Source organism: Mycobacterium sp. WMMD1722 (assembly GCF_049315205.1).
GTDB lineage: Bacteria > Actinomycetota > Actinomycetes > Mycobacteriales > Mycobacteriaceae > Mycobacterium.
Genome location: NZ_CP186056.1, coordinates 953343 through 971013 on the forward strand (window position 1 = coordinate 953343; position 17671 = coordinate 971013).

Here is a 17671-nt window from a genome sequence, read left to right on the forward strand (position 1 = left end):
AACTCCGTCCGCCGAACGCCGCGGTCCGGTCGACCTACACTGGCGCCATGCTGCGCACGGTAGGGCGGTCCGCCGCCGCGATCGCCGGAACACTTGCGGTGGCCATGTCGGCCGCGGTGGCCGGTCCGGTGGCCACCGGATCGGCGGCAGTGAGCACGGCGCTCACGGTTGCCGCGGTACAACCGGCGGTCGGTGAGGTCGTCGGCGTCGCCGCTCCGGTCACTGTGCGGTTCACCGCGCCGGTCGCCGACCGCGCCGCCGCCCAGCGCGCCATTCGTTTCGACTCGCCGGCCACGCCGGAGGGCGACTTCGCGTGGCTGAACCAGTCCACCGTCGAATGGACCCCGAGCGGATTCTGGCCGGCGCATTCCACCGTCTCGGTGCGCGTCGGTGGCGCCGCGCCGCTGAGCTTCCAGACCGGTGCCGCGGTCGTCGGTGTGGCCGATATCGATGCCCACACCTTCACGGTCAGCATCGACGACGAAGTGGTGCGGGAGATGCCGGCCTCCATGGGCAAGCCGAAGTTCCCGACGCCGATCGGAAACTTCCGGGTGCTGGGCAAAGAGTCGGTCGTGGTGATGGACTCCCGGACCATCGGCATCCCCCTCGACGATCCCGAAGGCTACAAACTGACCGTCTACGACGCGGTACGCGTGACCTGGGGCGGGGTCTACGTGCACGGGGCGCCCTGGTCGACCGGTTCCCAGGGCTATGCGAACGTCAGCCACGGGTGCATCAACCTCAGCCCGGACAACGCCGACTGGTACTTCAACACCGTGCGGATGGGCGATCCGGTCATCGTGCAGGCGTAACCGCCCCTGCGCCGTGGAGGTTCTTGGCCGTCGGTGACGTCGGTACGGATGCGGCGTCGGGACAGGTGCCCAGCACCCGGTCGGCGGTGCCCGCGGTGGTCACCGTGAACCAGTAGTGCTCGTTCTTGAAGTGGTGCAGTCGATGGTTGCGCCACACCGCCCGGTACGCGGCCGATTTCGGCTTGTAGTCGCTGTGGATGAGGTAGTGGCACCACTCGTAGATGAGTCCGATCAGCGCCAGCGCGACGAGAAAGGTCAGCCCGAGCGCCGACCGCGGGAACGCCAGCAGGGCGACGGCCACCGCGGCGGCGAGCAACCACAACAGTGTCTGCCACGGGATGAGAATCAGCGGTACGTCGCGCGGGTCGACGTGGTGCGCGCGATGTTTGCGCGCCACCAGGGGGTCCAGGCGAAGCGGCCCGATCCGGCGCGGTCGCCAATGCAGGATGACCACGTGTACCAGCCATTCGACGAGGGGGAACGCCGCCAGCATCGCCAGCGGGACCAGCGCGTCGGTGAGCTGCCAGTCGCCCAGACGCACGCGGACGACGGCGGCGGCGAGCAAGACGGCGCCGATCAACCACGGGCTCGGATGACGCCGGAACTCCCGCACGGCGTCGGTCAGGGTGAATGCGGTTCGGTTCATCGGTTCTCCAAGGTGTGCAGCGCATCGAGCAACGCGGTGGTGGCCGGCTCGAGCAGACGGACGGCCGCGTCACGGGCCCCTGCGGGGTCACCGCCGGCGACGGCGTCCACGATCGCGCGGTAGGCCTCGGGACGCCCGACCTCCTCGGCCATCATGGTGGCGAGTGCCGGCAGCGCCGGCTCATAGGTCGCGCGCAGCGTGTTGTACATCAGCCGGAACGCGATCGAGTCGGCGCCGTCGACGACGTGATCCCAGAAGTCGAGCGCGCGCTGTTGTGCGGCAACGGGATCGGTTTCGTCGGCCAATGTCTCGACGACTGCGCGGAGGCGGTCGGCGAGTTCGGGGCCGCCCCGTGACGCGGCGAGTTCGGCGATCTTGGGGCCGTTGTGCAGGCGGGTCTCGAGGATGCTGCGTACAACCGTCAGATCCGGTTGACCGTCACGCATCAGCAGTCGGGGAAGCAGATCCAGACCGGCAGTACGGCGGTAGTCGCGCACCGTGGTGGTGTCGCCCTGCCGGACCTCGATCAGCCCGGCGGCCGAGAGCCGTTTGAGGGCTTCTCTGATCGCCGGCCGGGACACCCCGAGCACCTCTGCCAGCTGCCGTTCGCTGGGGAGGGCCTCGCCGGGCGCCAGATCGCCGCGCAGCACCTCGGAGATGATCTGGTCGAAGACGTCTTCGGGGACCGAGCGTCGATGCACCGGTTGCAGCGCCATGACCCCACCATGGCACTCGACAGGTCAAGAGGTCAAGTGGTCAGACCACTAACAGGTGGTTTCGATGCGATAGGTCGCATTCGCCTCACCGGACGGGTTGTCGGCGAAGGAGCCCTCGGCGGTGCCGGTGATCATGATGGTGTCCCCGTCGACGGTGGCCTTGCCCTCGCCGACGGTGCCCTGCCAATAGGAACCGGTGAAGCCCTCCAGGTCCCGGATCTGTACCGAGTGCGCATCCACCGTGTCCCCGGTCTGGATGGACGCCGTGAAGCCGGGCTTGGCCTCGTCGAATGTGGAGATCAGCCAGGTCCAGCCGGACTGGCTGCACTCGACCGGATACTTGGTCCCGTTTCCGTCGCCGTTGACCACCACCTCCGCGGTCCGGGTGCCCAGCGCCGCCGGCGGCGCGCTGCACGCGGCCAGGGCGCCGACGGCTGCGGCGGCCACTACGGCGATGATTCGGTTGTCCACGAGGCCACCCCTGTTCCGTTCGGTCACGTCGACCTTTCCGACGTCGTCGCCAAGCAAACCAGAGCGGCCGCCGTCGCATCGTCAGCCGGCAAAAATGTCTCCACACTGAGTTCGGCGGCGGTGGGATCCAAAGCCGTGCCGAACGTCGTCACCGTATTCAGCAGGCGCAGCGAAACCCCACGCGCAGTGCAGATCTCGAGCTCGACGGCGACCACCGCCGAATCGGACGCGACCTCCTCCGGGCCGGGCAGCGACTCCAGCTCCGCCAGGAGTTCTCGCAGTGCGGGTTCGGCGCCGGCCGACACCTCACGACGCAGCCGGCCCAGCAGATGGTGACGCCACGGCCCGAGATTGACGATCCGCCGGGCCAACCCGTCCGGGTGTAGCGCGATCCGCAGCGCGTTCGGCCGCTCGAGCAACGCCGGGGACACGCCCTCGAGGAGCACGCCGGCGGCGGCATTGGTCGCGACGACGTCCCACCCCCGGTCCACCGCGACGCAGGGAAACGGTTCGTGGGCGGCCAGGACCCGGTCGAGTCCGGCGCGCACCGCGGCCAGATCCGGATGGTCCAGCCGACGTTCGGGATACGCGGGCGCCAGACCCGCGGCCAACAGGAGTTCGTTGCGCGCACGCGCGGGGACGCCGAGCGCATCGGCGAGGCGCAGCACCATAGCCCGGCTGGGCGTCGCGCGGCCGGTCTCGACGAAGCTGATGTGCCGGGCGGAGACGTCGGCGGCCAGTGCCAGCTCGAGCTGGCTGAGTCGCCGCCGGACCCGCCAGGTGCGCAACGCTCGGCCGAAGGACGCGTCGCGCGCAGCGGTCGTCGGTACGGCGGTCACCCGGTCAGTGTGGCCGGACTCGTGCGGCGTTGCCATTACCCGAGAGGTAATTGCGCCGATTACCGGGGGAGCCGAACGTGGAGGTGTTCCGGAAGGAGGACGGCATGCACACACCGACCGCTACCCGCATCGACGCACCCGCCGTGCCGCGCTGGCTGCGGCTGGTCATGGCCTCGGATCGCACCGGCTCGGCCTGGTACGTGGGTACCGGGTTCTTCTTTGCGCCGGTCCTGGTCGTGCTGTCGCCGTGGCCCGCGCACCGCGGCGATGTGGCTGCTCATCGCACTGGTGGGGCTGTGGTTGGGCCTGCTCGGCATCGCCATGGCCGCCGGCCTGGCCATCGTGCTCAAGTCCGACGTCGAGATTTCCGAGGACTACTGGCGCTCGCTCATCGACTACCCGCCGACGCCTGCGGCGCCGAAGCCCGTCTCGACGAGCCTGTGTAGTCCACCTGCCAGTGTTTGATGCCGTTGAGCCAGCCCGAGCGCAACCGTTCGGGTTCGGCCAGGGGAGTGAGGTCGGGCATCTCGTCGGCGATGGCATTGAAGATCAGGTCGATGGTCATGCGCGCCAGATTGGCCCCGATGCAGTAGTGCGCGCCCGTGCCGCCGAACCCGACATGCGGATTGGGGTCGCGCAGGATGTCGAAGCGGTACGGATCGGTGAACACGTCCTCGTCGAAGTTCGCCGACCGGTAGAACATCACCACCCGCTGGCCCTTCTTGATCGGCACCCCGGACAGCTCGGTGTCCTCTAACGCGGTGCGCTGGAAGGACGTGACGGGGGTGGCCCATCGGACGATCTCGTCGGCCGCGGTGGCCGGGCGTTCCCGCTTGAACAGCTCCCACTGGTCGGGGAATTCGGTGAAGGCCATCATTCCCTGGGTGATGGAGTTGCGGGTGGTCTCGTTGCCCGCGACGGCCAGCAGGATGACGAAGAAGCCGAATTCGTCGTCGGTGAGCTTGTGGCCTTCGACGTCGGCCTGCACGAGCTTGGTGACCAGGTCCTCGCCCGGGTTGGCGGCGCGATCGGCGGCCATCTGCATCCCGTACATGATCAGCTCGACCGAGGCGCCCATGGCGTCGTTGCGGGCGTACTCCGGATCCTGGTCACCCACCATCTGATTCGACCAGTCGAACAGCTTCATCCGGTCTTCCTGCGGCACCCCCATCAGTCCGGCGATCGCCTGCAGGGGCAGCTCGCAGGAGACCTGTTCGACGAAATCGCCGGAGCCGGCCGCCTTGGCGTTCTGCACGATGCGGTGCGCGCGCTCACGCAACTCGGTGCGCAGCGATTCGATGGCGCGCGGGGTGAAGGCACGCGACACGATCTTGCGCAGATGAGTGTGGTGCGGTGCGTCCTGATTCAGCAGCACGGCTTTGCCGCCTTGGATCGACTCCGGCTCGGCCCCCTCGCGGTAGCGCGGCAAGGCCGTCTTGGCGTTGCTGGAGAACACGTCGCTGCGCCGCGAGATCTCCTTGACATCCTTGTGTTTGGTGACCACCCAGTAACCGTCGTCGTCGAACGGCTCGTTCCCCGAGGTCTGGGCGTTCCACCAGATGGGCGCCACCCGCCGCATCTCGGCCAGCTCGTCGATCGGCAACCGTTCGGCGTAGATGTCGGGGTCGGTGAAATCGAACCCCGGCGGAAGGGTCGGGCGGGATGCGGCGCTGCTCATGACCACGGGCGTCTCCTGGAGCGATGTTCTCGTGCCGATAGCACCTGCCTACACCACCGAACGCCCGTGCGGGGCCGGGTTCGGGGAAACCGGCGAGCCTCTCCTGTAACAGAACGGGAATCGCCGGAGAAGAAGTCGATAGTGATGCCGGCTGAGGTGAAGGGAGACCTGCGGTGGCGAGAGATCTTCGACGGGCGATGTCCACGGCGGCTGCGTGGACGGTGATGAGCGTGGGGCTCGGTGTGGCCGCAGCGCTTTCGGCGCCGTCCGCATCCGCCGATCCGGTGGCCGAGCCCGGACCGCCCGCCCCGGTGCCGGTTCCGGCGGCCCCGGCCACCCCGGATGCCGCGCCGCTCGGCGCGCCCGCCCCGGCGCCCGCCGGACCCGCGGAGGTGCCGCACCTGCTCAGCCCCGAGAACCTGCCGCCCGGCACGTCGGCCACGCCGGTCGCGCCGTCCGGGAGCCGGGGGCTCTCCTACATCCGGGATCTGTGGCACGCCGTTCGCACCCAGGAGGTCAGCGGCGGCGACGCGCTGTTCCTGCTGACCCAGCGTCCGCTCGACCCGAATGCCACACCGCCGGCCGGACTGCCGGCCGGTCCGCAGGCCCCGCTGCCGCCCACCGCCGAGGTGGCGCCGGCGGCCGCCCCGGTGCCCGCGCCGTAACCGCGGCGCGGTCTCCGCCCGGGGGCCCGATGCGGAAGGGATCGAGGACTTTCGGCCCCAGCGCCGCACCGCATCCGCCCCCTACGGTCGGGTCATGACCTACGTGATCGGTAGTGCCTGCGTCGATATCGTCGACAAGTCCTGTATCGAGGATTGCCCCGTCGACTGCATGTACGAGGGCGACCGCAAGCTCTACATCAACCCCGATGAATGCGTGGACTGCGGCGCCTGCAAACTCCTGTGCAAGGTCGACGCCATCTACTGGGAGGGCGACCTTCCCGGAGATCAACAGCAGCATCTGGCTGACGACGCCGCATTCTTCACCGAGGTGCTTCCCGGCCGGGAGACGCCGCTGGGCAACCCTGGTGGCGCCGCAGCGGTAGGCCGGATCGGGGTGGACACCCTCCTGGTCGCCGGCCTCGCCCGGCGCCCCGGCTACTCGGCCGACCAGTCCGAATTCGGCGCGTAGAACTGCAGCATCGGCTGGCGCACCACGGTCGTGCCGGCCTCGGTCACCACGAGTTCGGCCGATGAGACGGTATAGACCACATCGCCGTTGGCGGCGGTGAATCCGCCCGACCCGTCGGCCGTGGCGGTCAGCATCAACGCGGATTCGTCACGCAGGCGCACTCCGCGGTATTGCAGCTGACCCTCAGGCCCTCGGCAGATCGCCACCAGCGCCTCTTCGGTGCGGCCGAATGCGACCGCGGCCGCCGTTCCCTGGCAGTACGCGGCGGTGCCGACGTAGCCGTTGTGATCGGTGGCGGGATCGGGGGGCTGCGCACCCGCGGGTGTCGCGACCGCCAGCGCGCCCGCGAGGCCGAGGACGCCGAATCCCGTGCGGCGCAGAAGGGTCCGGCAGGGCTCCGAAGCAGCTCGCATGGCGCCACGGTAACCCGCACGGCCGCGCCATCGGGGGAGGCGCGGCCGTGCGGTCCCGACCGATCAGACTCCGGCGGCCTCGTTGAGCGTGTTGAGCGTCGTGGTCGCGTCGAGGTACTCCTGCACCCAGCGCTCGATCACCGTGGAGGTCTTCTCGACCTTGGTGAACTGGCCGACCACCTGGCCCACCGGGTTGAACGCGACGTCGACGGTCTCGTTCGGGTACTTGTGGGTGGCGGCCACCGCCATCCCGGAAACCATGTACTGCAACGGCATACCGAGCGGCTTCGGATTCTCCGGCTGCTCCCAGGCCTCGGTCCAGTCGTTGCGCAGCATGCGAGCCGGCTTGCCGGTGAACGATCGGCTGCGCACCGTGTCCCGGCTACCGGCCTTGGCATAGGCAGCCTGCTGCACCGGGGTGTTCTCGGCTTCCTCGACCATCAGCCACTGCGATCCGGTCCACGCACCGGCGGCGCCCAGCGCCAGCGCCGCGGCGATCTGCTGACCGCTGCCGATCCCGCCGGCGGCGAGCACCGGAACCGGCGCCACCTCCTTGACCACTTGCGGCCACAGCACGATCGACCCCACCTCGCCGCTGTGGCCGCCGGCCTCGCCGCCCTGGGCGATGATGATGTCGACACCGGCGTCGGCGTGCTTGCGGGCCTGCGACGGCGAGCCGCACAGCGCGGCGACCTTCCGGCCGGCGTCGTGGATGTTCTTGATCATGTCGACCGGCGGTGTGCCCAGCGCATTGGCGATCAAGGTCATCTTGGGGTGTCGCAGCGCGATCTCGACCTGTGGGGTCGCGGTCGCCTCGGTCCAGCCGAGCAGCTGCAACGCGTTGTCGTCGCTGTCGTCGGTGGGCACCCCGTGGTCTTTGAGGATGCTCTTGGCGAAGTCCAGATGCTCTTGGGGGACCAGCGAGGCCAGCATGCCCTTGAGCTCGTCGGCCGACATGTTGGCGTCCATACCCTCGTACTTGTTGGGAATGACGATGTCGACGCCGTAGGGGTGATCGCCGATGTGCTCGTCGATCCAGTTGAGCTCGACCTCGAGTTGCTCGGGGGTGAATCCCACCGCGCCCAGCACGCCGAAGCCACCGGCCTTGCTGACGGCCACGACGACGTCGCGGCAGTGGGTGAAGGCGAAGATCGGGAACTCGATGCCGAGCTCGTCGCAGATGGCGGTGTGCATGCGCGCTCCTCAGGAAGCCGGTCGGCGAATTAGAACGTGTTCTAGTTTAGTACATGTGCTCGCCGTCACGCGACCGCCGGGTTCGCACCCGATCGTGGGCACGTGATGATGGTGTGGTGCCCCGCCTGCTGACCCTGCCCGATTCGGTGGCCGAGATCGGTGACGGACCGGGCGGCCCCGACGTGGGTGCGTTCTTCGATCTGGACGGCACGCTCGTCGACGGGTTCACCGCGACCGCACATGCCGGCGACCGGATCCGTCGGCGCCAGGCCGGGATCGGTGAGGTCCTCGGCGTGATGGAGGCGTCGATTCGCTACCGGTTCGGCCGGATGCAGTTCGAACGTCTGGTGGTGCGTGCCGCCGGCTATCTGCGGGGCGAATCGCTGGCCGAACTCGACGAACTGGGCGAGCGGCTGTTCGTCGACCGGGTGGCGGCGCGGGTCTATCCGCATATGCGCGAGATCGTGGCCGCCCATCAGCAGCGCGGCCACACCGTGGTGCTCAGCAGTTCGGCGTTGACCATCCACGCCGAACCGGTCGCGCGGTTCCTGGGCATCGACCAGGTGCTGTGCAACCACTTCGCGGTCGACGAGGCCGGCCGGCTGACCGGCGACATCGTGCGACCGGTCATCTGGGGTCCGCAGAAGGCGACCACGGTCGAGCGGTACTGCGCCGAGCACGGGGTGGATCTTTCGACCAGCTGGTTCTACGCCGACGGCGACGAGGATGCGGCGCTGATGAAACTGGTCGGCCGTCCGCGGCCGGTGAATCCGCGGGCCGGTCTGGCCGCCACCGCCACCCAGCGCGACTGGCCGGTGCTGCGCATCGCCCGGCTGCGCCGCCGCGGCTAGCCAGGTGTGCTGTGCCCCACAGCTTTTCGCGCGCCTCCTCGGTGGGCCTCGTTTGAAGCCGGATTCGGCTGGGTAGCCTCGCGCTGTTCGAGGGAGCCTGACGATGGGAGCGCACGTGACGGCACGACGGTTGGCCATGGCGATCGGAGCCATCCTTTTGGCGGTCGGCGTCATCGGTCTGCTCGTACCGGTCTCGGCATCCGACGGTGAGCGCAGCGTCGGCTGCGGCAACGCCCTGGTCGCCGACAAGTCCAGCGCGCAGGCGGCCAACAACGACGGTGTGGCCAATGTGCCGGTCCTCAACCAGCTGGTGCCGCACACCGATTTCGTCGCGCTGTGCGATTCGGCGATCAGCAGTCGCCGCACCTGGACGATTCCGGTCGCGGTGATCGGCGCCCTGGTGCTCGTCGGCTCGGCGTTCCTGGGTTCCCGGACGGCCGGTTCCCGGCGCAGCTGACGCCTCGGCCGGGCCGGTGACGGCCCCGCCGAGCGGAGGTACCCTGCGGTCAGCGGCCTCCGACCTGCGTGAGACCGCCTCACCCGCGGGGAGCAGTCAGCGTGTCCATCACTCAGGCGTCCGCACACTCGGCCGATGAGGTCGAGGCGGCGCGCCTGCGGGCCGTCGCGCGGTACGCCATCCTCGACAGCCCGGCCGACGACGCCTTTGACCGCATTGCCAGGGTGGCTGCCCGGACATTCCGCGCGCCGATGGCCACCATCGCGATCGTCGACCGCGACCGGGCGTGGTTCAAGGCCGGCCACGGGGTCGGCGATCTCGGCGAGGTCGACCGCCGCGGCAGCTTTTCGGAGTTGGCGATCCGCTCGGCCGCCCCGTCGGTCATCCCGGACACCCGGCTGGATCCGGCGACTGCGGGCAATCCGTTCGTGGTCGGTCGATGGGGGGTCCGGTTCTACGCGGGCGCGCCGATCACCACGTCCGACGGTCACCGCATCGGGTCGGTCAACGTCCTCGGATCGCATCCGTACGAGCCGTCGGACCGCGAACTGGACATCCTGGCCGATCTCGCGGCCCTGGCGATGGACCAACTGGACCTGCGGTCGACGGTGCTCGGCGCCGCGCGCTCCGGCCGCGAACTCTGGGACGGCGCTGAGGACGACGGCGCGACAGTGGCCGATTACGCGGCCGCGCTGCAGCGCTCACTGCTGCCACCGGCGTTACCGCGGGTGGCCGGGCTGTCCCTCGCCGCGCACTACCACCCCGCCTCGGCGGCGCGGGTCGGCGGCGATTTCTACGATGTGTTCGCCCTGGACAGCAGCCGTTGGGCGTTCTTTCTCGGCGACGTCGAGGGCCACGGCACCACCGCCGCGGCCGTGACATCGCTCGTGCGCTACACGTTGCGGGCCGCTGCGCTGCATCACCACACTCCGACCGAGGTACTCGCGGAGCTGAACGCCGTCCTCGTCGGCGACCCGAACGAACGGAAGTTCTGCACGGTGCTGTTCGGGACGCTGCAGCCCCGCCACGGGGGTGGGTATCACGTCCGCCTCGCCACCGGCGGCCACCTGCCGGCCCTCCTCCTCGATCCGGCCGCGGGCCAGGTGCGTCCGGTGCGTCCGGTGGGCGGCATGTTCGTCGGCGCGGTGCCCGATGCCACGTTCGACGAGTGCGCGTTCACCCTGCTGCCCGGCCAGAGTCTGCTGCTCTACACCGACGGCATCACGGAGGCCCGCCGCGCGGGTGGCGGACGTTTCGGTGAGGAGGACCTGCGTGCGCACCTGGCCGAGCGGGTGGGTCTGTCGTCCGCGAATCTCATCGAGAATCTGTCGGATCTGGTGCATACGCTGCGGCCCGACGACGACATCGCGCTGCTGGCACTGACCGCTGACCCGTGAGTAACCCACACCTGGTTTAATCTGACACGGTTGCGCAAGCTGGATAGCTGGCGCTCCCGGCGCCGGACGAGTCGGCGTCGCTGGATGTCTTGCCAGGTTCAGCCCGCAGCCTTGCGAGCGTGAATGCGTGCACGCTCCGGCACGGAAGCGAGCCACGCGGGAGGTGGACCATTGGAGGAACAGCGCGAAGCCGCAACCGGGGCGACCTCTGCGGACGCGACCAATTGCGAGACCAACGAGAGCTGGGTTGACCGCAACGTCGTCGTCTCGGTATCCGGGGTCGTCGACATGCTGACGGCACCGCAGCTGGAATCGGCCATTCGGGCCGGCCTGGCCAAGGATCCGGCCGGTGTCGTGGTCGACTTCTCCGCCGTGGAGTTCCTCGCCTCCGCGGGTATGGGGATCCTGGTTGCGGTACACGACGAAGTGGCGCCGAACGTGAAGTTCTGTGTGGTGGCCGAGGGACCGGCCACCAGCCGGCCCCTCAAGCTGCTGGGCATCGCGGACATCATTCCGCTCTACGCCACGGTGGATGAGGCGATCGCGGCACTCCGCGCTTAGGTGGCAGACGGTTCGGGTATAGAGCGACAGCCATGATCGATTCCGCTTCCGCGGCTCACCCCGCCCACACCGCGCTCACCGAGCCGTTCGCGCGGGTCGGCGTCGCCGCAGACGGGGAGGCGGCCGCACGGCTCCGTGAGGAGTTTGCTCGGTGGCTCCAGGCGAATTTCGACCTGGACCCGATCAGGTCCAGCGATCTGTTGCTGGCGACCAACGAGGCGTTGGCCAACGCCGCCGAATTCGCCTACTGGAATTCCTCCGAAGCGGGCACCATGGACCTGCACGCGCAGTTCGAATCCGCCGAGGGCACTCTCACGGTCACCATCGTCGACCGCGGATCCTGGCGGGAACGCACTCCCGAGCTCGATGACAAGGCCCGCGGGCGGGGCATCCCGCTAATGGAGGCGCTGACCGACCGCTCGGCGATCGACCGCACCTCCGAGGGCACCCGGGTGCGGCTGCAGTGGACCGGCATCACCGGCGCCGCGGCGGCCGAACCCGCCTGAGAGCGGCCAACCTAGCGGCGGGTGCCCGCGGCGAACAGACCCTTGCCGGTGATGAATGGCAGGTCCAGCGGGGTCCGGATACCCGGCGGCGCGGCGATCACCGCCGGGATGGCGTTCACGATGCGACCCGCCGCCGCGACGATCGCGGCGTGGTTGTGGTCACCCCGGCGGCTGGTGGGGCAGATGTCCACGGCGTAGTTGGGCTCGCCGACGATCTCCACCCGATAGGACCCTCCGGGCTGGGCCGGCTGGGCCCAGTCGGGCCGCAGATCCTCGCGCAGTCGGGTGATGTGCTCGATGACGATGGCCGGTCGTTCGTCGGGTCCGCCGGCGATGAAGCCTTCGATCTGGAACCGCACCGCCGCCACGGTGCCCTTCGCGATCCGGCCGACGGCCACGTCGATGTCCTCCGGCGCGGGCTCCTGTTCCACCGAATCGCGGATCTCGGTGACCTCGACGCCGAATCCGGCGGCGAGTTGGCGGATGGCGGTACCCCACGCGATGCTCAGCACTCCGGGCTGGAACAGGATGGGCAGATCGCCGATCCGGTTGCCGAAGCCCATCACCTCGAACATCACCTCGGCGCCGTCGTAGGTGGCGTAGTCGGCGATCTCCATACACCGCACCTGCTCGAGGTGGCTGCACGTGCTGGCGAAGGCGAACGGGATCAGATCGTTGGCGAAGCCCGGATCCACGCCGTTGATGAAGATACTCGAGTTTCCCTGCTGCGCAGCGGTTTCCACGCGGTCAATGTACTTGTCCGGGATGACGCCCCACGGATACTGCAGCACGCCCGGCGCCGAACCGACGACGTTGACGCCCGCCTGCAGGATGCGGCGGCAGTCGGCCATCGCCTCGGGCAGGCGGGTGTCACCCATCGCGCAGTAGACGATGCAGTCGGGGTCGGTGGCCAACGCCTCGTCGAGGCCCTTGGTGGCGGTGATGCCCGTCGAGATGTCCAGTCCGGCAAGGTCGCCGGCGTCGCGCCCCACCTTCTCGTCCGAGGAGACCGATACCGCGGTCAGTTCGTACTGCGGGTTGCCCAACAGCGCGGCCAGCGCGAGCCGCCCCACGTTCCCCGTACCGACGTGAGCCACCCGGATGACCATCGACAACTCCTCCACACCAAGGCCGAACTGGAACAGGTTCTAGTTCGCGACAGCCTAAGGTAGCCTGCCGGTCATGGGACGGGTAGATGGAAAAGTTGCACTGATCAGCGGTGGCGCCCGGGGAATGGGCGCCGAGCATGCGCGCGCTCTGGTGGCCGAGGGCGCCAAGGTGGTGATCGGCGACATCCTCGACGATGAGGGCAAGGCACTGGCCCACGAACTCGGCGCATCCGCCCGCTACGTGCACCTCGACGTCACCTCGGCGCAAGAGTGGGACGCCGCGGTGGCGACCGCCGTCAACGACTTCGGCGCCCTCAACGTCCTGGTCAACAACGCCGGCATTGTCGCGCTCGGCAAGATCGGTGCGTTCGACATGGCCAAGTGGCAGAACGTCCTCGATGTGAACCTGACCGGCACCTTCCTGGGCATGCAGGCCAGCGTCGAGGCGATGAAGACCGCCGGTGGCGGATCGATCATCAACGTCTCGTCCATCGAGGGCATGCGCGGCGCGGTGATGGTGCATCCGTACGTGGCCTCGAAGTGGGCGGTGCGCGGGCTGAGCAAATCGGCCGCGCTGGAACTGGGGCCGCACCAGATCCGGGTCAACTCCATCCACCCGGGTTTCATTCGCACGCCCATGACCAAGTTCTTCCCCGACGACATGCTGACCATCCCCCTGGGCCGGCCCGGCCAGCCCGACGAGGTGTCCTCGTTCGTGGTGTTCCTGGCCAGCGACGAATCGCGCTACGCCACCGGAGCAGAGTTCGTCATGGACGGCGGCCTGGTCAACGACGTCCCGCACAAGATCTGAGGCGGCCCTGCGCCGCCCGGACGAACAGCGCCAGGGCGTGATTCCGTAGGCTCGTCGGGTCGGCCGGCCCACAGGAGGAACCACCCATGCCCGAAGGCGACCAGCGTCAGGATCTGCAGCAGCTCGCCGAGCAGATCGGCTGGCGGCGTAACGACCTCGGCCGGGTCGACCTGTACCTGCGCGGCGACACCCGCGTCCGGGTGTTGTGGCGCGGCGACGACGCGATCAGCGGGGCGACGCTCTACCAGGACGACATCATGATGACCTACACCCGCGATCTGCCCACCGTGAGCGGCTGGCTCAAGCGCTGAGCGCCCGACGTAGGTTGGACGGGTGAGCGCACGCGCAGGAATCGTCGTCACCGGTACCGAGGTGCTGACCGGACGGGTCCAGGACCGTAACGGGCCGTACTTGGCCGACCGTCTCCTCGAGTTGGGCGTCGAACTCGCCCACATCACCATCTGCGGGGACCGGCCCGGCGACATCGAGGCGCAACTGCGCTTCCTGGCCGCCGAGGGCGTCGACCTGATCGTCACCAGCGGCGGACTCGGTCCCACCGCCGACGATATGACCGTCGCGACCGTCGCCCGCTTCTGCGGTGCCGAGCTGGTGCTCGACGCCGCACTCGAGGAACGCATCGCCCAGATCCTGCGCTCGCTGATGGGGCGTCATCGCAGTGCCGACGTCGACTTCCCGGCCCTGATGGCGGCCAACCGCAAACAGGCCATGGTCCCGGTGGGCGCCACGGTGCTCGATCCGGTCGGCACCGCCCCCGGGGTGGTGATGCCGGGAACGCCGACGGTGCTCGTGCTCCCCGGGCCCCCACGCGAACTGCAGCCCATGTGGCAGACCGCCGTTCAGACCGACGCCGTGCAGCGGGCCATCGAGGGTCGCACCAGCTACGAGCAGGAGACGGTGCGGATGTTCGGGTTGCCGGAGTCCGGGCTCGCCGAAACGCTGCGCGATGCCGAACGGGACATTCCCGGGTTTGCCGACCTCGAGATCACCACCTGTCTGCGCCGCGGCGAGCTGGAGATCGTCACCCGCTACGAACCGGGCGCCGCGCGCACCTACCGCGCGCTGCTCAGACTGCTGCGTGAACGGCACGGCTCGGCGCTGTTCTCCGAGGACGGCTCGCTGGTCGACGACCAGGTCGCCGAACTGCTGGCCGGCCGCACCATCGCCACCGCCGAATCGTGCACCGCCGGTCTGCTGGCCGCCCGGCTCACCGACCGTGCCGGCTCGTCGGCCTATGTCGCCGGTGGTGTGGTGAGCTATTCGAACGCGGCCAAACGCGACCTGCTGGGAGTCCCCGCCGAGCTGATCGACCGACTGGGGGCGGTCTCCGAACCGGTGGCCGAGGCCATGGCCGACGGTGCGCTGCGCCGTTTCGGCGCCGATGTCGGCGTGGGGATCACCGGTATCGCCGGTCCCGGCGGCGGCAGTGCGGACAAGCCGGTGGGCACGGTGTGCTTCTCGGTGCGCACCGCCGACGGCCGCGGCGAGACCCGCACGCTGCGGCTGCCCGGGGACCGCGCCGATGTCCGGGAACGCTCCACCACCGTTGCCATGCACATGCTGCGCCGGTTGCTCGCCGACGGACGCTGACTCAGGTGCGGTCGGCGCGGTCCCACAACTCGTTCATCGCGGTGAGGATCGCCCGGGCCTGACCGAGCCCGCCCAGATGGCTCTCGCCCGACACGGTGTACAGGTGCGCGTCGGGTAGCCGCGACACACAGTGCCGGCCGTGCGCGAACGGGATGATGTGGTCGACGTCGCCGTGCCACCAACGCACCGACACCTTCACATCCTCCAGGCGAAACCCCCAGTCCCTGGCGAACGCGACGACATCGGCGAAGGGGGCGGCCAGCTGTTTGCGGCTGCCGTTGAGCAGGTCATCGAGGAACATCGCCCGGAACTCCGGCCGTACCAGCATGCGGCGATCGGGTTCGGGGGACACCGCCGCGTAGATGTAGAGCGCCGGATCGGCGACCGGCCGGATCATCCGGATGAGCGTGCCGGCGGTGAGTCGAATCGGCGTGCTGGCGACCTCGAGGAAGGGGGCCACCCGGGAACCGAGCTTCATCAACCCGCCGCCGATGGCATCGGGGCCGACTGTCGGTGCGACGCCGCCGATGATGCCGGCGCCGACCACCCGTTCGGGCATGGCCGCCCCGCATGCCAGCGCATACGGCCCGCCGCCGGACAGCCCGATCACCGCCATCCGGTCGATCCCCAGGGTGTCGGCGATGACGTGCAGATCGTCGGCGAACGCCCGCACGTTCGGATACTGGTGTGGCGTGGACGACCCGATTCCGGGTCGATCGATCCCGATCAGCCGGATGTTCTGCTCCTCGGCGAACGCGCGCGCCTCCGCCGGGATCTGCCTGCGCGCGCCCGGGGTGCCGTGCAGCCAGAAGACGGCGCGCCCACGGGGATCACCGAATTCGGCGAATCCGATCTGCCGGTCGTCGTCGACCGCGATGTTGCCTTCCAACTTGGGCCGGGCGATGGGCGGCGTCATGATCGAAGTGTCGCACGTCACCCGCGGCACCCGGACCTGGCCTCTCAGTTCAGTGGATCTACGGGCTGACCCACCCCAGCGGGAGCCGCTGGGCCCACGGGGCGGCCGCCTCGAGCTGGGCGGCCAGCTGCAGCAGGACCGTCTCCTCGGGCGCCATCAGCTGCACGCCGATCGGCAGTCCGGCCGAGGTGACACCGAGCGGCAGGGAGATCGCCGCCCAGCCGGTCACGTTGGCCATGGTGGTCCACCCGGTGGTGGAGAATTCGACGTCGAAGAACGCCCGGGTGGTGCCGCGGGGCTGATCGAGCATGCGGTACGGCGGCGGCCCGGTCAGCAGGGTCGGGGCCAGTAAAACGTCGAACCCGGCCATGCCCGCGGCGAACCGGCGGGTTTCGGCGTGCACGGTCTCGATCGCCGCGGCGTACTGCACACCGGTCGTGGTGAAGCCCTCGCGCACCATCACCCAGGTGCTGGCCTCGAACTCGTCCTCCTGCGGCGGGCGGCCGAGGTGGCTGGTCGCCAGCGCGTGCAACCCGGCATTGCTGACGTTGTGCAGGACCGCGATCGCGTCGGCCACCGCATCGGCGTCGAATGCGGGCGCCCCGGGTTCGACGTGGTGACCGAGTTCGCTGAGCAACCGCGCGGTGGCGTCGACGGCTGCCGTGACGTCGGGGTCGATCGCGGGTGCGGGAAACGGCGTCCCCGTCGCCAGCATGACCCGCACCCCGGACGGGGGTGTGGCGATGGCCTGCAGGTACGGCGTCGGGGGCCGCGCCGCGTTGTAGGGGTCGCCTGGATCGGACCCGGTCACGGCGTCGAGCAGGGCCGCACTGTCGCGCACCGTGCGGGTCAGCGCGTGTTCGACGGCCAGACCCTCGAGCAGGTGCCCGGCATCCGGCCCGAACGAGGTGCGGGCGCGGCGCGGTTTGAGCCCCACCAGACCACAACAGGATGCCGGCACCCTGATCGATCCGGTTCCGTCACCGCCCGATGCCGCGGGCACCACGCCGGCCGCCACCGCGGCGGCCGATCCGCCGCTGGACCCGCCCGGTGTGACGTCCGGCGACCACGGGTTTACCGTCGGCCCGAACAGCGACGGTTCGGTGGTGCAGTGGTTGCCCCATTCCGGGGTGTTGGTTTTGCCGAACACCACCAGCCCGGCAGCCAGGTAGCGGTCGACGATCCAGGCGTTGTGCGGGGCGACGCGGGTGCGCAGCGCCCGCGATCCCATCGATTCGGGCGCCCCGCCGAGCGACGCGCCGAGGTCTTTCAGCAGGAACGGCACCCCGGCCAGGGGTCCGGAGTCGCCGCCGCGCAACCGCCCCGACGCGTCGAGCGCCTCGGCCTGTGCGCGGCCCCGGTCGGCCAGTTCGTGCACGACGGCGTTCAGCGATCGCCCGGCGGCCAACCGGATCAGCGCGGCGTCGAGCAATTCGACTGCCGAGATCTCACCGGAGCGGGCCAGTGCCGCCTGACCCAGCGCGTCGACCGTGGCGAGTTCGAAAGCCGAATTGGTGTCCATGATCCGGCGATCCTGCAGGGCGCCGGGCCG

21 protein-coding genes and 1 pseudogene are annotated in these 17671 nt (G+C 69.6%); 12 read left to right on the forward strand and 10 right to left on the reverse strand.

What is annotated here, in order from left to right:
- Positions 1-47 precede the first annotated feature (47 nt).
- The gene (locus tag ACN27E_RS04330) at positions 48-812 is read left to right on the forward strand and encodes a L,D-transpeptidase (protein WP_422746828.1); all 765 of its coding nucleotides are present in this window, start codon (positions 48-50) and stop codon (positions 810-812) included.
- On the opposite strand, the gene ACN27E_RS04335 is transcribed toward ACN27E_RS04330, so the two are convergent.
- From ACN27E_RS04335 to ACN27E_RS04350, 4 genes are read right to left on the reverse strand one after another with little or no spacing between them, the layout of a single operon-like run.
- Positions 796-1458 (reverse strand): sterol desaturase family protein, encoded by a 663-nt coding sequence (locus tag ACN27E_RS04335; protein WP_422746830.1) that lies wholly within the window; start codon positions 1456-1458, stop codon positions 796-798. The genes ACN27E_RS04330 and ACN27E_RS04335 overlap by 17 nt on opposite strands.
- On the reverse strand, positions 1455-2174 hold the full coding sequence (locus tag ACN27E_RS04340) for a FadR/GntR family transcriptional regulator (protein WP_422746832.1): 720 nt from the start codon (positions 2172-2174) through the stop codon (positions 1455-1457). Before ACN27E_RS04340 ends, ACN27E_RS04335 begins: the two co-directional genes overlap by 4 nt.
- 48 nt (positions 2175-2222) lie before the next feature.
- A complete protein-coding gene (locus ACN27E_RS04345) occupies positions 2223-2645 on the reverse strand; it encodes a lipoprotein LpqH (protein ID WP_422746833.1) in 423 nt (140 codons plus the stop codon).
- Positions 2646-2668: 23 nt separating this feature from the next.
- The gene (locus tag ACN27E_RS04350) at positions 2669-3520 is read right to left on the reverse strand and encodes a helix-turn-helix domain-containing protein (protein WP_422746835.1); all 852 of its coding nucleotides are present in this window, start codon (positions 3518-3520) and stop codon (positions 2669-2671) included.
- Between the two features lie 68 nt (positions 3521-3588).
- Here ACN27E_RS04350 and ACN27E_RS04355 point away from each other — a divergent pair.
- Positions 3589-3949 (forward strand): annotated as a pseudogene (locus ACN27E_RS04355) (hypothetical protein).
- Here the strand turns inward: ACN27E_RS04355 and ACN27E_RS04360 are convergent.
- On the reverse strand, positions 3873-5162 hold the full coding sequence (locus ACN27E_RS04360; RefSeq protein WP_422746836.1) for a cytochrome P450: 1290 nt from the start codon (positions 5160-5162) through the stop codon (positions 3873-3875). The pseudogene ACN27E_RS04355 and the gene ACN27E_RS04360 sit on opposite strands and share 77 nt — an antisense overlap.
- Before the next feature lie 173 nt (positions 5163-5335).
- Between ACN27E_RS04360 and ACN27E_RS04365 the strand changes: the two genes are divergently transcribed.
- Complete coding sequence (locus ACN27E_RS04365; RefSeq protein WP_422746838.1) at positions 5336-5827, forward strand: hypothetical protein; 492 nt, start codon at positions 5336-5338, stop codon at positions 5825-5827.
- A gap of 94 nt (positions 5828-5921) precedes the next feature.
- Positions 5922-6296 carry a ferredoxin gene (gene fdxA, locus ACN27E_RS04370; protein ID WP_422746840.1) on the forward strand — a complete coding sequence of 125 codons (375 nt, stop codon included), beginning with the start codon at positions 5922-5924 and terminating at the stop codon, positions 6294-6296.
- Here fdxA and ACN27E_RS04375 read toward each other — a convergent pair.
- Both ACN27E_RS04375 and ACN27E_RS04380 read right to left on the reverse strand, forming a co-directional pair.
- Complete coding sequence (locus ACN27E_RS04375; protein ID WP_422746842.1) at positions 6263-6709, reverse strand: hypothetical protein; 447 nt, start codon at positions 6707-6709, stop codon at positions 6263-6265. The genes fdxA and ACN27E_RS04375 overlap by 34 nt on opposite strands.
- Before the next feature lie 63 nt (positions 6710-6772).
- The gene (locus ACN27E_RS04380; protein WP_422746843.1) at positions 6773-7903 is read right to left on the reverse strand and encodes a nitronate monooxygenase; all 1131 of its coding nucleotides are present in this window, start codon (positions 7901-7903) and stop codon (positions 6773-6775) included.
- Between the two features lie 113 nt (positions 7904-8016).
- Between ACN27E_RS04380 and ACN27E_RS04385 the strand changes: the two genes are divergently transcribed.
- The 5 genes from ACN27E_RS04385 (at position 8017) to ACN27E_RS04405 (ending at position 11675) form a co-directional block, all read left to right on the forward strand.
- Positions 8017-8754 carry an HAD family hydrolase gene (locus ACN27E_RS04385; protein ID WP_422746845.1) on the forward strand — a complete coding sequence of 246 codons (738 nt, stop codon included), beginning with the start codon at positions 8017-8019 and terminating at the stop codon, positions 8752-8754.
- Positions 8755-8869: 115 nt separating this feature from the next.
- Complete coding sequence (locus ACN27E_RS04390) at positions 8870-9211, forward strand: aminopeptidase (RefSeq protein ID WP_422749612.1); 342 nt, start codon at positions 8870-8872, stop codon at positions 9209-9211.
- 101 nt (positions 9212-9312) lie between these two features.
- Entirely contained in the window at positions 9313-10608 is a 1296-nt protein-coding gene (locus tag ACN27E_RS04395; protein WP_422746847.1) for a PP2C family protein-serine/threonine phosphatase, read from the forward strand.
- Positions 10609-10779: 171 nt separating this feature from the next.
- On the forward strand, positions 10780-11169 hold the full coding sequence (locus ACN27E_RS04400; RefSeq protein ID WP_422746848.1) for an STAS domain-containing protein: 390 nt from the start codon (positions 10780-10782) through the stop codon (positions 11167-11169).
- A 32-nt stretch (positions 11170-11201) separates the two neighbouring features.
- Positions 11202-11675, forward strand: coding sequence for an ATP-binding protein (locus tag ACN27E_RS04405; RefSeq protein ID WP_422746850.1), 474 nt, complete (start codon positions 11202-11204; stop codon positions 11673-11675).
- 11 nt (positions 11676-11686) lie between these two features.
- Here the strand turns inward: ACN27E_RS04405 and ACN27E_RS04410 are convergent, their stop codons facing one another.
- Positions 11687-12784 carry a diacylglycerol kinase gene (locus tag ACN27E_RS04410; protein WP_422746851.1) on the reverse strand — a complete coding sequence of 366 codons (1098 nt, stop codon included), beginning with the start codon at positions 12782-12784 and terminating at the stop codon, positions 11687-11689.
- Between the two features lie 73 nt (positions 12785-12857).
- Between ACN27E_RS04410 and ACN27E_RS04415 the strand changes: the two genes are divergently transcribed.
- From ACN27E_RS04415 to ACN27E_RS04425, 3 genes are all read left to right on the forward strand, one after another.
- On the forward strand, positions 12858-13595 hold the full coding sequence (locus ACN27E_RS04415) for a glucose 1-dehydrogenase (RefSeq protein ID WP_422746852.1): 738 nt from the start codon (positions 12858-12860) through the stop codon (positions 13593-13595).
- An 86-nt stretch (positions 13596-13681) separates the two neighbouring features.
- Positions 13682-13906 carry a hypothetical protein gene (locus tag ACN27E_RS04420; protein WP_422746854.1) on the forward strand — a complete coding sequence of 75 codons (225 nt, stop codon included), beginning with the start codon at positions 13682-13684 and terminating at the stop codon, positions 13904-13906.
- A gap of 22 nt (positions 13907-13928) precedes the next feature.
- Positions 13929-15203, forward strand: a complete 1275-nt coding sequence (locus tag ACN27E_RS04425) for a competence/damage-inducible protein A (RefSeq protein WP_422746855.1) — start codon at positions 13929-13931, stop codon at positions 15201-15203.
- 1 nt (position 15204) lies between these two features.
- Here ACN27E_RS04425 and ACN27E_RS04430 read toward each other — a convergent pair whose 3' ends face one another.
- Positions 15205-16119: an alpha/beta fold hydrolase gene (locus ACN27E_RS04430; protein WP_422746857.1), complete on the reverse strand. Its 915-nt coding sequence runs from the start codon at positions 16117-16119 to the stop codon at positions 15205-15207.
- Between the two features lie 58 nt (positions 16120-16177).
- Positions 16178-17641, reverse strand: coding sequence for an amidase (locus tag ACN27E_RS04435; protein ID WP_422746858.1), 1464 nt, complete (start codon positions 17639-17641; stop codon positions 16178-16180).
- Positions 17642-17671: the final 30 nt, after the last annotated feature.

Coding starts and splice junctions, on each gene's coding strand:
- ACN27E_RS04330 (WP_422746828.1), top strand. CDS start 48: ATGCTGCGCACGGTAGGGCGGTCCGCCGCCGCGATCGCCGGAACACTT.
- ACN27E_RS04335 (WP_422746830.1), bottom strand. CDS start 1,458: ATGAACCGAACCGCATTCACCCTGACCGACGCCGTGCGGGAGTTCCGG.
- ACN27E_RS04340 (WP_422746832.1), bottom strand. CDS start 2,174: ATGGCGCTGCAACCGGTGCATCGACGCTCGGTCCCCGAAGACGTCTTC.
- ACN27E_RS04350 (WP_422746835.1), bottom strand. CDS start 3,520: ATGGCAACGCCGCACGAGTCCGGCCACACTGACCGGGTGACCGCCGTA.
- ACN27E_RS04360 (WP_422746836.1), bottom strand. CDS start 5,162: ATGAGCAGCGCCGCATCCCGCCCGACCCTTCCGCCGGGGTTCGATTTC.
- fdxA (WP_422746840.1), top strand. CDS start 5,922: ATGACCTACGTGATCGGTAGTGCCTGCGTCGATATCGTCGACAAGTCC.
- ACN27E_RS04375 (WP_422746842.1), bottom strand. CDS start 6,709: ATGCGAGCTGCTTCGGAGCCCTGCCGGACCCTTCTGCGCCGCACGGGA.
- ACN27E_RS04380 (WP_422746843.1), bottom strand. CDS start 7,903: ATGCACACCGCCATCTGCGACGAGCTCGGCATCGAGTTCCCGATCTTC.
- ACN27E_RS04405 (WP_422746850.1), top strand. CDS start 11,202: ATGATCGATTCCGCTTCCGCGGCTCACCCCGCCCACACCGCGCTCACC.
- ACN27E_RS04410 (WP_422746851.1), bottom strand. CDS start 12,784: ATGGTCATCCGGGTGGCTCACGTCGGTACGGGGAACGTGGGGCGGCTC.
- ACN27E_RS04415 (WP_422746852.1), top strand. CDS start 12,858: ATGGGACGGGTAGATGGAAAAGTTGCACTGATCAGCGGTGGCGCCCGG.
- ACN27E_RS04420 (WP_422746854.1), top strand. CDS start 13,682: ATGCCCGAAGGCGACCAGCGTCAGGATCTGCAGCAGCTCGCCGAGCAG.
- ACN27E_RS04430 (WP_422746857.1), bottom strand. CDS start 16,119: ATGACGCCGCCCATCGCCCGGCCCAAGTTGGAAGGCAACATCGCGGTC.
- ACN27E_RS04435 (WP_422746858.1), bottom strand. CDS start 17,641: ATGGACACCAATTCGGCTTTCGAACTCGCCACGGTCGACGCGCTGGGT.